Raw genomic sequence first — 11,466 nt, 5'->3', positions numbered from 1 at the left:
CGCGGCCCGCGCGAAGGCGACCCGCGCATCGTCCCCCCGCCCTCGGGCGGGTCAGCCCATCTCGAGCACGACGCGTCCGTCGATCTCGCCCTTGAGCATGTCGTCGAACACGGCGTTGATGTCCTCGAGGTGCAGCGTGTGGATGGTCGGCACCACCTTGCCGCGCGCGAAGAAGTCGATCGCCTCCTCCATGTCGCGCCGCGTGCCCACGATCGAGCCGCGGATGGTCCACGCGTTGAGGACCACGGAGAAGATGTCGACGGGGAAGGACTCCGGCGGCAGCCCCACCAGGGTGACCGTGCCGCCCCGGCGGAGGGACGTGAGCGCCTGGGGGAACGCCTTCCCGTTGACGGCCGTGACGAGCGCGCCGTGCACGCCACCCCCGGTGATGGCCTTGATCTCCGCGGCGGCGTCCTCGGACGTGGCCGCGTTGACGCCCAGCTCGGCGCCGTGCGTGAGGGCGAGCGCGAGCTTGCGCTCGTCGATGTCGACCGCGACCACGCGCCGGCCCATCGCCACCGCGTACTGCACCGCGATGTGTCCGAGCCCGCCGATGCCGGAGATCAGCACCCAGTCGCCCGGCTTGGTGTCGGTCATCTTGAGGCCCTTGTAGACCGTGACGCCCGCGCACAGGATGGGCGCGGCCTGGGCCAGGTCGACGCCGTCCGGCAGCACGGGGCAGTAGCGGGAGTCGACCACCATGTACTCGCCGAACGAGCCGTTCACGGAGTAGCCGCCGTTGCGCTGATTCGGGCACAAGGTCTCCCAGCCCGTCTCGCAGTACTCACACTCGCCGCAGGCCGACCACAGCCAGGCGTTGCCGACGATGTCGCCGACGGCGATGCGGCTGACGCGGTCGCCGACGGCGACGACGGTCCCGACGCCCTCGTGGCCGGGGACGAACGGCGGCGTGGGCCGCACGGGCCAGTCGCCGTGCGCGGCGTGGAGGTCGGTGTGGCAGACGCCGGTGTGGGTCACCTTGACCAGCGCCTCGTAGCCCGTGGGCTCAGGCAGGGGCACGTCGCTCACATCGAGCGGCTCCCCGAATGCGCGGACCACAGCCGCGCGGAAGGCATCCATCGTTCACTCCTTCGTGGGTGGATCGCCGGCGCCCCGGCTGGGGGCCGGACACCTTCGTCCTAACCCTCGGCCCGTCCGTCCGCTCGGGACCAAGGTCACGGGACGATGCGGGGGCCGGGACACGCGCATCGTCCCGTCGCGATCCCGGCAGAAGTTCGGCTAACCTAACTTTCCAACGACGGCGCCGTCTCCGGCGCCGTCCACCGCGACAGGAAGGCCCCCGGGTGTCGAACACGCTGGTCGAGCGCAACCGCGAACGGGCGGAGGGCTCGCGCGGGCCCATCCGCCGCATCGTCACCCTCATCGGGCCGGCCTTCGTCGCCGCGGTCGCGTACGTGGATCCCGGCAACGTGGCCGCGAACCTCACCGCGGGCGCCGAGTACGGTTACCTGCTCGTGTGGGTGCTGGTCGCGTCCAACCTCATGGCGGTGCTCATCCAGTACACGTCCGCCAAGCTCGGCCTGGTGACGGGGCATTCGATGCCCGAGCTGCTGCGCGGCCGGCTGGGCCGCCGCGGCCGCCTCGCGTACTGGGCGCAGGCGGAGGTGGTCGCCGCGATGACGGACCTCGCGGAGGTGATCGGCGGCGCGCTCGCGCTGTACCTGCTGTTCGACCTGCCGCTGGTGCTCGGCGGGCTGATCGTGGGGCTGGTGTCGCTGGGGCTGCTCGCCGTGCAGAGCCGCCGCGGCCAGCGCCAGTTCGAGATGGTGATCATGGGGCTGCTCGCGGTCATCGCGATCGGGTTCATGGCGGGCCTGGCGGTGTCCGACACCGACTGGGGCGGCGCCGCGGCCGGCCTGGTGCCGCGCTTCGAGGGCCCCGGCACGGTGCTGCTCGCGGCGTCGATGCTCGGCGCGACCGTGATGCCGCACGTGATCTACCTCCACTCGTCGCTCGCCCGCGACCGTCACGGCGTGGGCCACGACAAGCCACGGCTCGCCCGGCTGCTCCACGCGACGAAGTGGGACGTGGGCCTCTCGCTGCTCATCGCCGGCTCCGTGAACATCGGCATGCTGCTGCTCGCCGCGGGCAGCCTGCGCGGCGTCGAGGGCACCGACTCGATCGAGGGCGCGCACGCCGCGATCGAGTCCGCGCTGGGGCCGATCATCGCGGGCGCCTTCGCGGTGGGCCTGCTCGCCTCCGGCCTCGCGTCCACCTCGGTGGGCTGCTACGCGGGCTCGGCGATCATGGGCGGGCTGCTGCACCGGCACATCCCCGTGTGGCTGCGACGCTCCATCACGCTCATCCCCGCGCTGGTGCTGCTGGGCGCCGGCGCGAACCCCACCTGGGCGCTGGTGATCTCGCAGGTGGTGCTGAGCCTGGGCATCCCCTTCGCGGCCATCCCGCTGGTGCGGCTCACCTCCGACAAGGCGATCATGGGGGAGCACGCCAACTCCCTGCGCGTGAAGGTGATCGCGTGGACCGTGGTGGGGCTGATCGTCGCGCTGAACATCGCGCTGCTCGCGCTCACGCTCGGCGGCGGGGGAGCGTGACGGCGCTCACTAGAATCGCCCCATGACCCTGCCGATCCGCCCCGACCTCGCCGGGCTCGAGCCGTACGGCGCACCTCAGCTCGAGGTCGCCGCCCGCCTCAACGTCAACGAGAACCCCTATTCGCCGCCGGACGCCGTGGTCGACGCGATCGCGTCCGCCGTGCGCAAGGCCGCGGAGGGCCTCAACCGCTACCCGGACCGCGACTTCCTGGGCCTGCGTCAGGACCTCGCGACGTACCTCGCGGCGGAGAGCCACGTCGACTTCCTCGAGGCGCGCAACATCTGGGCAGCCAACGGCTCCAACGAGGTCATGCTCCACCTGCACCAGGCGTTCGGCGGCCCGGGGCGCACGGTGCTGAGCTTCGCGCCCACGTACTCGATGTACCCCGAGTACGCGCGCGACACCCTCACCGAGTACGTCACCTTCCCGCGCAGCGACGACTTCACGCTCGACATCGACGCCGCCGCCGCGGCGATCCGCGAGACGCACCCCGTCATGGTGATCGTCGCGAGCCCCAACAACCCCACCGGCACCGCGCTGCCGCTCGCGCACGTCGAGGCGCTGCTCGCGGCCGCCGCGGACGTGCCCGGCGGCTGCCTGGTGGTGGTCGACGAGGCGTACGCGGAGTTCCGCCGCCGCGGCGTCCCCAGCGCCGCCACGCTGCTGCCCGACCACCCGCTCCTCGCGGTGAGCCGCACCATGTCCAAGGCGTTCGCGCTCGCGGGCGGGCGGCTGGGCTACCTCGCGGCGCACGAGGAGGTCATCGACGCCCTCCGGGTGGTCCGCCTCCCGTACCACCTGAGCGGCGTGACGCAGGCGACCGCCCGCGCGGCGCTGGCCCACCACCGCGACCTCCAGGCGCAGGTCGACGAGATCCGCGCCGAGCGCGACGACACGGTCGCCTGGCTGCGCGAGCAGGGGTACACGGTCGCGGACACGGACGCGAACTTCGCGCTGTTCGGCCCGTTCGAGGATCGTGAGAGGGTATTCCAGGGCCTGCTGGAGCGCGGCGTTCTCATCCGCGTCACGGGCCCCGAGGGTTGGCTGCGGGTGTCGATCGGCACGCCGCAGGAGATGGCGCTGTTCCGCAGCGCCCTGCTGGAGGTCACCGCATGAGCCGCACCGGTCGCGTCGAGCGCACCACGTCCGAGTCCTCGGTCCTGGTCGAGCTCGACCTCGACGGCTCGGGCCGCACGGAGATCAGCACGGGCGTGCCGTTCTACGACCACATGCTCACCGCGCTCGGCAAGCACTCCCTGATGGACCTCACCGTCCGCGCGACCGGCGACATCCACATCGACTCCCACCACACCGTCGAGGACGTCGCGATCTGCATCGGCGAGGCGCTCAAGCAGGCGCTCGGCGACAAGGCCGGCATCTCCCGCTTCGGGGACGCCCTGGTCCCGCTCGACGAGGCCCTCGCCCAGTGCGTGGTCGATGTCTCCGGCCGCCCCTACTTCGTGCACGTCGGCGAGCCCGTGGGTCAGGCCACGCACCTCATCGGCGGCAACTTCGCGGGCTCGCTCACGGGCCACGCGCTCGAGTCGATCGCGCACCACGCGGGCATCTGCGTGCACATGCGCGTGCTCGCCGGCCGCGACCCCCACCACATCGTCGAGGCGCAGTTCAAGGCGCTCGCCCGCGCGCTGCGCTTCGCGGTCGCGACGGACCCGCGCGTCGAGGGCATCCCGTCCACCAAGGGAGCGCTTTGACCGACGTCGCCCTGCTGCTCACCCCGATCCCGAACCGGCGCTTCCTCACGGCGCTGTGCGCGCTTCACAAGGTGCGCGGGCGCGTGCTCGAGACCAGCGGCGGACCCATCGCCGTGCTGGACGATGCGACGGCCGGGTCCGCGCAGCACGCCGCCCGGGCGCTGTCCGGGTTCGTCAAGGGCGCCGAGTTCCTGCTCGCGGAGAGCCGCGACGGCAACGTCAAGGTCGAGCTGTGGAAGGCGGGCGCCATGGAGCGGGAGCTCCCCGCGGGCCTCGCGCTCGCGGACGCGCCGGGCGTGGTCACCACGCTGCTCACCGGCGCGCAGACGCTCGACCAGGTGGCCGAGACCCACGAGCAGAAGGTCCACTCCACGGACATGGGCCGCGTGAAGGCGTACCGCGAGCTGCTCAAGGAGACCAAGGCGCTGAAGAAGGCACAGTCATGACCCAGCCGCTCGTGTGCGTGTTCGACTACGGCTTCGGCAACGTCCGCTCCGCCACGCGTGCGCTCGAGCACGTGGGCGCGCGGGTCGAGCTGACCTCCGACCGCGTGGTCGCGGAGAATGCCGACGGCCTGGTGGTCCCGGGCGTGGGCGCCTTCGCCGCCGTCATGGACGGGCTGCGCGCCGCGCGCGGCGACCAGATCGTGGGACGCCGCCTGTCCGGCGGCCGCCCCGTGCTGGGCATCTGCGTGGGCATGCAGGTGATGTTCGAGCGCGGCGTCGAGCACGGCGTCGAGTCCGAGGGCCTGGACCAGTGGCCCGGCGTGGTCGAGCTGCTCCAGACCCCCGTGGTGCCCAACATGGGCTGGGCGCACGTCGAGGCCCCCGCCGACACCCGCCTGTTCGCGGGCGTCGAGGACGAGCGCTTCTACTTTGTCCACTCCTACGGCGCGCGCGAGTTCCCGCTCGGCACCACCGAGGACACCGGCCGCTTCGCCGCGCCGCTCGTCACATGGTCCACCGCGGGCTCCGGCGAGGGCGAGGACCGGTTCGTCGCCGCGGTCGAGAACGGCCCGCTCAGCGCCACCCAGTTCCACCCCGAGAAGTCCGGCGAGGCCGGCCTCCAGCTGCTCCGCAACTGGGTCGGCTCGCTCTAGAGCAGGTTCCTGCGGTCCCCGATCGCGGGGGACGATGCGCCGGCCGGGTGGTCGTCGCACGCGCACGCCTCCTCCTGGCCGTGGAGCAGCGCGCCGGAGGTGGCGCAGCAGCCGTCGCCGTGCCACGCCTCGCGGCCCTCGCGGACCGCGAAGCCGGCGATGACCAGCGCGGCGAGCGGGTCCGCCCACCACCACCCGAGCGATGCGTTGAGCACCAGGCCCACCAGCAGCGCGGCCGAGAGGTACGCGCAGATGAGCGTCTGGCGCGAGTCGGCGATCGCCGTCGCGGAGCCCAGCTCCCGGCCCGCGCGGCGCTCGATCCACGAGACGGTGGGCATGATCGCGAGCGAGGCCGCGGCAAGCACGATCCCGGCGGGGGAGTGCGCGGCTTCCACGCCGCCCAGCAGGGCGCGCAGGGCGTCGAACGTGACGAACGCCGCCAGCCCGAAGAACGAGAACGCGATGAGGCGCAGCGCCGCGTGCTCCCGACGCCGGTGGTCGGGCGCGGAGAACTGCCAGGCCACCGCCGCGGCGGACAGCACCTCCACCACCGAGTCCAGGCCGAACCCGATCAGCGCCGCAGACGAGGCGAGCGTGCCGGCGGTGAGCGCGACCGCGGCCTCCACCACGTTGTAGGCGATGGTGCCCGCGACCACCCAGCGGATGCGCCGGCGCAGCACGGCCGCGCGCGCGGCGGCGAGGGCCGCGGTCATGCGCACGTGCACGTGGCGCCGGTGCAGCACGTGGGGTCGAGGATGCGGGCGAGGCCCATGAGGTCGTCGAGAGCGTGCACCAGGGCCGCGTCGGCGAGCGCGTAGTCCACGCGCCGGCCATGGCGGTCCGCGACCACCAGCCCGCAGCCGCGCAGGCACGCGAGGTGGTTGGAGACCGACTGCCGGGAGGCGCCCAGCGCGTCCGCGAGCTCGGAGGGGGAGACGTGGCCGGCGCGCAGCGCGAGGAGCATGCGCGCGCGGGTGGGGTCGGACAGCGCGTGCCCGATCCGGGCGAGCGCCTCGACGTGCGAGGTGCCGGAGGCGAGGGTCGCGGTGGTCATGCCGCCGACCTTAATACACGTTTCGATGTACTGTCACCCGCCGGTGGCCGTGCGGAAGGTGCCCGCTGTGACAGACTTGCCACCGCATCGTCCCGCCGAGAGGAAACCATGACCGAGACCCCCCGCCTCGAGCTCCTGCCCGCCGTCGACGTCGCGGACGGTCAGGCCGTCCGCCTCACGCAGGGCGAGGCCGGCTCCGAGACCGGCTACGGCGACCCGCTGGCCGCGGCGCTCGACTGGGTGAACGGCGGCGCCGAGTGGATCCACCTGGTGGACCTCGACGCGGCGTTCGGGCGCGGCTCCAACGCGGAGCTGCTCGCGAGCGTGGTCGAGGCGGTCGACGTCAAGGTCGAGATGAGCGGCGGCATCCGCGACGACGAGTCGCTCGAGCGTGCCCTCGCCACCGGCTGCGCCCGCGTCAACCTGGGCACCGCGGCGCTCGAGAACCCCGAGTGGACCGCACGCGCGATCGACCGTCACGGCGACCGCATCGCGGTGGGCCTCGACGTGCGCGGCACCACGCTGGCCGGCCGCGGCTGGACCCGCGACGGCGGCGACCTGTGGGAGGTGCTCGCGCGCCTCGACGCCGCCGGCTGCGCCCGCTACGTGGTCACCGACGTCAAGAAGGACGGCATGCTGTCGGGTCCGAACCTCGAGCTGCTGCAGCAGGTGTGCGAGGCGACCTCGGCGCCCGTGGTCGCGTCGGGCGGCATCAGCTCGCTCGAGGACATCGCCGCGCTGCGCACCCTCACCGCCGCGGGCATCGAGGGCGCGATCGTGGGCAAGGCGCTCTACAACGGCAACTTCACGCTCCCGCAGGCGCTCGACGTCGCCGGGCGCCCGTAGCCTCCCGCCCCCAACGCTTCGCGCGCGCCGCGCGTCTATCCTGCGAGAGGGAGGGACGATGCGCGTTCTGGCAGTCCTGGTGGCGGCGGCGATGGTGATGGCCGGCTGTGCGACGGGCGGCGACCCGGGCGGGTCGCCTGCGGCGTCGGTCGCGCCGGTGGAACCCACGTGCGCGGAGGTGCTCGAGCCGGTGACCGGCGAGGCCGTCGCGGCGACGGAGGCCCCCGACGTGGGCGCGTTCGACTCGGCGTGGCTGTGCGTCTACGCGCTCGGCGAGGAGTGGACGCTCTCCGACGGGCCGTCGCCGATCGCGGACCTCGACGGCGTGCGCGCGCTGGTCGACGCGCTCGAGCCTGCGGACCTCATGACGCCCTGCACCATGGAGCTGGGGCCCGAGTACGTGCTCACGCTCGCCGCGGGCGAGGACCTCACGCGGATCGTGATCGACGCGTACGGCTGCCGGTGGGCGCGGGTCGAGGGCGAGCAGGGGCTGCTGTCGACGCCGGACGGCGTGATCGCGACGCTCGACTCGCTCGCGGGCCTGTGAGCGGCGTGGCCGGAGCGTCGGACCCTGCCCCTAGCATGGAGGCATGAGCGAGTCAGAGCCCCGCAAGGAGATCCCCGAGTCGATCTTCGCGGATGACGACGGCAGCGCGGACGCGCGCCTCGCCCAGGCCCTGATCCGCTACTCGCACGGCAAGGCGCCGCTCCTCGACGTGGTCGACGCGCTGGCCTACGCGCGCGTCCTCATCCCCGTGATGGCGTCGGGGGAGAAGCGCGTGATCGGCAAGCACGGCCTCGAGCAGGACGAGGTCGCCTCGACGGGCGTGGTCGCGGTCGAGATGCCCGACGGCCGCACCGCGCTGCCCGTGTTCACGGACGTCGACGCCATGCGCGCGTGGAACGAGCGCGCCCGCCCCATCCCCGCGGAGGGGCCGCGCGCGGCGCTCGCCGCCGCCGCGGAGGGCTGGAGCAGCCTGGTCCTCAACCCCGGCATGGAGACGGTCCTGGTCCCACGCCCCGCGGTCTGGGCGCTCGGCCAGGGCGAGCCGTGGCGGCCCGCGGTGACCGAGGGCGAGGTGGCCGCGGACATCCGCGCCGCCGTGGCGGAGGCCATCGCGCTCGACGGCTCCCTGCGCGGCGTCGACGCCGTCGCCGGCCGCGGCGCGGAGGTCGCCGTGGTGCTGCGCCTGGTCGCGGGGCTCAGCCAGCCGGAGCTCGACGCGGTGATCGAGCGCGTGCAGCATGAGCTCGCGCGGTCCGCGGTGGTGGCCCAGCGCGTGGACAGCGTCGAGCTGCGCCTCGCGCAGGCCTGACGGCCACCCGGGCCGGTGCCCGCCCGGCCCCGCGCTCAGCAGGTCGTCTCGGCCGAGGTGCGCGGCGCATCGTCCTCGAGGAACGCCTCGAGTCGCGGCAGGGTGACGGCGCCCGCGAAGTCCTCGCCGTCGGAGGAGAACACCACGCCCACCACGTCGCCGTCCGCGTCCGTCAGCGGGGAGCCGGAGTTGCCCTCGCGCGCGAGCACCTCGACGAAGTAGATCTGTGCGCCGTCGGGGTCGAGCTCGTTCTCGCGGAGGCCCATGTACGGGCCCGTGCGCGACGCGAGGGGACCGCCCAGCGCGAAGCCGGACACCGTGAGCGGGTCGCCCACCGCGGGCTCCTCGGTCGCGAGCGTGGCGGCCTCGGGGAAGGTGCCGTCGATGGTGAGCAGCGCGAGGTCGTCGCGTCGCGAGTACTCGGCATCGGTGACGTGGTACTCGCGTCCCTGGTAATCGGTCAGCTCGACCAGCGTGGTGTCGCGCACCACGTGCCGGTTGGTGACCGCGTGGGTCTCGTCGAGCATCCACGCCGTGCCGTTGCGGTAGGACCCGCACGCGACTGCCCACACGCGCAGCGCGACGCGCTCGGCCCGCGTGAAGCCGTCGCCGGACTGCGCGCCGGCCGAGGGCTCGACCGGCGTGGGCGTGGCGTACGGCGGGGGCGACAGGGGCACGCAGGCCGCCAGCGCGAGGGCGGCCGCGAGGGTCGCGGCGAGGGCCGGGACCGCGGCGCGCCGGTGGCTCATGCGGGTCAGCCGTGCTTCGCCTGGAAGCTCACGTACGCGGCGGTGACCTCGGCGCAGAAGTCGCGGATCGACTGCTCGGACTCGTCGACGCTGGACGCGACGTACCGGTCGATCTCGCGCAGGACCTCGAAGTGCTCCGTCTGCGCGTCCACGCAGCTCTGGTATGCGTCGACGATGTCCTTGAGCTCCTCGACGATCTCGGTGCCCTTCGCGCCCTGGTTCACCGCGGAGGAGTACTCCTCCTTGAGCCGCGCGAGCTGCTCCTTGGCGCCCTCGAGCTCGGAGATGCGGGCGTTCTGCTCGGAGACCTGGTCCACCAGGGTGTCGACGCGGTCGCGCAGGTCCGCGTTCTGCGCCTCCCAGTTGCCGCGCGCCGACGCGAGCAGCCCCAGCGCGACCGCGAGGCCCACCACCGCGGTAAGCGTCACGGCGAGCGCGACCGCGAGGCCGCGGCGGCGTGGCGCGGGCGGGGCCGCGGGGTCCGGATCGGGTGCCGGATCGGGCAGGGGAGCGGCCCCGGGCTCGACCGGGTCCGGGAGCTGCGGCTCCGTCACAGGCCGCCCGGGTTGGAGGACGTGCAGCTCTGCTCGGGCACGAACAGCGACGCCTCGTCGAGCAGCGAGTTCAGCGTCGAGATGGGCACGATGAAGCTCTGGTTGGAGAAGTTCTTCGCGTAGATGACGCCCACCACGAGGCCGGTCTCGTCGAGCACGGGCGAGCCGGAGGAGCCCTCCTCGACCTCGGCGCTGGTCGCGAGCACCGTGCCCAGCGCCGCCTCGAGGGGATCGGTGGTGGCGCCGAGCACCACGCCGGCGGTGGTGGTGAGCCGCCCGCCGTTGGGGTAGCCCACCACGGTGATGACGTCGCCCTCGGCCGGGTCCTCCTGCGCGCGGAACGCGTAGGACGTCCCGAGCGACTCCTCCGTGGTGACGATCGCGATGTCCGCGACCGTGGTGGTCGACGCGGCGGTCGCGGCGATGGACCGGCCGTCGTAGGTGGTGAGCGTGATGCGCTTCGCGTCCTCGACCACGTGCCGGTTGGTCACCAAGGTGTGGTTGTCGAGCGCGAAGCCGGTGCCCGTCGCGATGAACCCGCAGCCCACGTTGCGCACGCGCACCGTCATGCGCTGCGCCGCGGAGAAGCCGTCGGGGGACAGGGCGACCGAGCCGTCGCCGGGTGAGACGGACGGCGCGGGCACGAAGTCGTCCGGCATGGCGCCCGGCTCCTCGGGGAGCTGCGCGCAGCCGGTCAGCGTGAGGGCGGCGGCCAGGGTCGCGCCCGCGATCCGCGACCGGATCACTGGGCCACCGACTGCTGGAACGCGAGGTTCGAGTCCGCGGCGGCCTGGCAGAGCTCGTCGACGCTCTCCTGGAAGGTCCGCAGCTCCTTGGGCTTGATGTCGTCGGGGTTGGAGAGGTACTCGGCCAGCTGCTCATGCCCCTCGACGCAGCGGGTGAGGGAGTTCGCGACCGCGCTCGCGTCGGTGATGATCGACTGGAGCGCCGCGATCTCCTCCTGCGCGTACGCGGCGTCGTCGCCCCACTGCGCGTTCTCGGCCTGCAGGCGCGTGACGGTGTCCTTGGACGTGCTCAGCTGCTGCGAGACCAGGTCGAGCTGGTCCTGCGTGACGGTCAGGGTGTCGCGCTCCTGCGCCAGCTGCGAGCCGATCTCGTAGTTCGCCTCGGTGATGGCCAGTGCGCGCGCCTCCCACGCGTCGGACACGCGCCACAGGTACGCGATGAGCGCGGAGGCCGCGAGCAGCAGGACGGTGAGCATGGCGACGGTCACCACCAGGCCCGCGGAGCGGGGACGATGCTCGATCACGGGCTCGTCGCCGTCGCCGGGCCCTTCGGCCGGGTCGGGCAGGTCGGCGGCGTCGGCGCCGGCGGTCACCACCGGGTCGGCGTCGTCGTCCTCGCCGAACGGGTGGGCGGCGTCGACCTCGGGGATCTCGTCTGTGTCGACGTGGTCCGTGGGGTCCGTCCGGCCCGTCGGATCCGCGGGCTCGGCCGGCCGGTCGGGGATCGCGGGAAGCGTCACGGGGAAGAAGGGGAGGCGGTGCACCGGGGTGCCCTCACGAGGGCTCGCCGCGGTGGCGAGGTCGCCGCTCGCGACG

Annotated in this window: 15 protein-coding genes; 8 read left to right on the top strand and 7 right to left on the bottom strand. The window is 73.4% G+C overall.

The window, feature by feature from the left end:
• Window positions 1-51: 51 nt before the first annotated feature.
• Window positions 52-1,080 carry an alcohol dehydrogenase AdhP gene (gene adhP / locus AOM05_RS11550; protein ID WP_062522394.1) on the bottom strand — a complete coding sequence of 343 codons (1,029 nt, stop codon included), beginning with the start codon at window positions 1,078-1,080 and terminating at the stop codon, window positions 52-54.
• 224 nt (window positions 1,081-1,304) lie between these two features.
• On the opposite strand from adhP, the gene AOM05_RS11545 reads away from it, so the two are divergent.
• Genes AOM05_RS11545 through hisH form a run of 5 tightly spaced genes read left to right on the top strand, consistent with a single transcriptional unit; the run spans window position 1,305 to window position 5,385 of the window.
• Complete coding sequence (locus AOM05_RS11545; RefSeq protein ID WP_062522392.1) at window positions 1,305-2,573, top strand: Nramp family divalent metal transporter; 1,269 nt, start codon at window positions 1,305-1,307, stop codon at window positions 2,571-2,573.
• A 22-nt stretch (window positions 2,574-2,595) separates the two neighbouring features.
• Entirely contained in the window at window positions 2,596-3,690 is a 1,095-nt protein-coding gene (locus AOM05_RS11540; RefSeq protein WP_062522391.1) for a histidinol-phosphate transaminase, read from the top strand.
• Window positions 3,687-4,286, top strand: a complete 600-nt coding sequence (gene hisB, locus AOM05_RS11535) for an imidazoleglycerol-phosphate dehydratase HisB (RefSeq protein WP_062294420.1) — start codon at window positions 3,687-3,689, stop codon at window positions 4,284-4,286. Before AOM05_RS11540 ends, hisB begins: the two co-directional genes overlap by 4 nt.
• Window positions 4,283-4,732 carry a hypothetical protein gene (locus AOM05_RS11530; protein ID WP_062522389.1) on the top strand — a complete coding sequence of 150 codons (450 nt, stop codon included), beginning with the start codon at window positions 4,283-4,285 and terminating at the stop codon, window positions 4,730-4,732. Before hisB ends, AOM05_RS11530 begins: the two co-directional genes overlap by 4 nt.
• Window positions 4,729-5,385, top strand: a complete 657-nt coding sequence (hisH, locus tag AOM05_RS11525; protein ID WP_062522387.1) for an imidazole glycerol phosphate synthase subunit HisH — start codon at window positions 4,729-4,731, stop codon at window positions 5,383-5,385. Before AOM05_RS11530 ends, hisH begins: the two co-directional genes overlap by 4 nt.
• Here hisH and AOM05_RS11520 read toward each other — a convergent pair.
• Both AOM05_RS11520 and AOM05_RS11515 read right to left on the bottom strand, forming a co-directional pair.
• Window positions 5,382-6,098 carry a cation diffusion facilitator family transporter gene (locus AOM05_RS11520; protein ID WP_062522515.1) on the bottom strand — a complete coding sequence of 239 codons (717 nt, stop codon included), beginning with the start codon at window positions 6,096-6,098 and terminating at the stop codon, window positions 5,382-5,384. The genes hisH and AOM05_RS11520 overlap by 4 nt on opposite strands.
• Entirely contained in the window at window positions 6,095-6,439 is a 345-nt protein-coding gene (locus tag AOM05_RS11515) for an ArsR/SmtB family transcription factor (RefSeq protein WP_062522386.1), read from the bottom strand. Before AOM05_RS11515 ends, AOM05_RS11520 begins: the two co-directional genes overlap by 4 nt.
• A 108-nt stretch (window positions 6,440-6,547) precedes the next feature.
• Here AOM05_RS11515 and priA point away from each other — a divergent pair, with 108 nt between their 5' ends.
• From priA to AOM05_RS11500, 3 genes are read left to right on the top strand one after another with little or no spacing between them, the layout of a single operon-like run.
• A complete protein-coding gene (gene priA / locus AOM05_RS11510; protein WP_062522384.1) occupies window positions 6,548-7,285 on the top strand; it encodes a bifunctional 1-(5-phosphoribosyl)-5-((5-phosphoribosylamino)methylideneamino)imidazole-4-carboxamide isomerase/phosphoribosylanthranilate isomerase PriA in 738 nt (245 codons plus the stop codon).
• A 58-nt stretch (window positions 7,286-7,343) separates the two neighbouring features.
• Complete coding sequence (locus AOM05_RS11505) at window positions 7,344-7,832, top strand: hypothetical protein (protein WP_062522382.1); 489 nt, start codon at window positions 7,344-7,346, stop codon at window positions 7,830-7,832.
• 43 nt (window positions 7,833-7,875) lie between these two features.
• A complete protein-coding gene (locus AOM05_RS11500) occupies window positions 7,876-8,601 on the top strand; it encodes an SseB family protein (RefSeq protein WP_062522380.1) in 726 nt (241 codons plus the stop codon).
• A gap of 35 nt (window positions 8,602-8,636) precedes the next feature.
• Here the strand turns inward: AOM05_RS11500 and AOM05_RS11495 are convergent, their stop codons facing one another.
• From AOM05_RS11495 to AOM05_RS11480, 4 genes are read right to left on the bottom strand one after another with little or no spacing between them, the layout of a single operon-like run.
• Window positions 8,637-9,350 (bottom strand): S1 family peptidase, encoded by a 714-nt coding sequence (locus AOM05_RS11495; protein ID WP_062522378.1) that lies wholly within the window; start codon window positions 9,348-9,350, stop codon window positions 8,637-8,639.
• A gap of 5 nt (window positions 9,351-9,355) precedes the next feature.
• Window positions 9,356-9,904 (bottom strand): hypothetical protein, encoded by a 549-nt coding sequence (locus tag AOM05_RS14505; protein WP_062522376.1) that lies wholly within the window; start codon window positions 9,902-9,904, stop codon window positions 9,356-9,358.
• Window positions 9,901-10,650, bottom strand: a complete 750-nt coding sequence (locus tag AOM05_RS11485; RefSeq protein WP_228373285.1) for a S1 family peptidase — start codon at window positions 10,648-10,650, stop codon at window positions 9,901-9,903. Before AOM05_RS11485 ends, AOM05_RS14505 begins: the two co-directional genes overlap by 4 nt.
• Window positions 10,647-11,414 carry a hypothetical protein gene (locus tag AOM05_RS11480; RefSeq protein WP_228373284.1) on the bottom strand — a complete coding sequence of 256 codons (768 nt, stop codon included), beginning with the start codon at window positions 11,412-11,414 and terminating at the stop codon, window positions 10,647-10,649. The genes AOM05_RS11485 and AOM05_RS11480 overlap by 4 nt, the downstream gene beginning before the upstream one ends.
• Window positions 11,415-11,466: the final 52 nt, after the last annotated feature.

It is taken from the genome of Demequina silvatica (genome assembly GCF_000971215.1).
Lineage (GTDB): Bacteria > Actinomycetota > Actinomycetes > Actinomycetales > Demequinaceae > Demequina > Demequina silvatica.
Note: the sequence above shows the minus strand (reverse complement) of the source record. Positions and strands in the feature narration are given on the sequence as shown.

What these genes read in the sequence shown, in the direction of transcription:
- hisH (WP_062522387.1), top strand. Translation starts at nt 4,729, where the DNA reads ATGACCCAGCCGCTCGTGTGCGTGTTCGACTACGGCTTCGGCAACGTC.
- hisB (WP_062294420.1), top strand. Translation starts at nt 3,687, where the DNA reads ATGAGCCGCACCGGTCGCGTCGAGCGCACCACGTCCGAGTCCTCGGTC.
- AOM05_RS11495 (WP_062522378.1), bottom strand. Translation starts at nt 9,350, where the DNA reads ATGAGCCACCGGCGCGCCGCGGTCCCGGCCCTCGCCGCGACCCTCGCG.
- AOM05_RS11500 (WP_062522380.1), top strand. Translation starts at nt 7,876, where the DNA reads ATGAGCGAGTCAGAGCCCCGCAAGGAGATCCCCGAGTCGATCTTCGCG.
- AOM05_RS11515 (WP_062522386.1), bottom strand. Translation starts at nt 6,439, where the DNA reads ATGACCACCGCGACCCTCGCCTCCGGCACCTCGCACGTCGAGGCGCTC.
- priA (WP_062522384.1), top strand. Translation starts at nt 6,548, where the DNA reads ATGACCGAGACCCCCCGCCTCGAGCTCCTGCCCGCCGTCGACGTCGCG.
- AOM05_RS11505 (WP_062522382.1), top strand. Translation starts at nt 7,344, where the DNA reads ATGCGCGTTCTGGCAGTCCTGGTGGCGGCGGCGATGGTGATGGCCGGC.
- AOM05_RS11540 (WP_062522391.1), top strand. Translation starts at nt 2,596, where the DNA reads ATGACCCTGCCGATCCGCCCCGACCTCGCCGGGCTCGAGCCGTACGGC.
- AOM05_RS11520 (WP_062522515.1), bottom strand. Translation starts at nt 6,098, where the DNA reads ATGACCGCGGCCCTCGCCGCCGCGCGCGCGGCCGTGCTGCGCCGGCGC.
- adhP (WP_062522394.1), bottom strand. Translation starts at nt 1,080, where the DNA reads ATGGATGCCTTCCGCGCGGCTGTGGTCCGCGCATTCGGGGAGCCGCTC.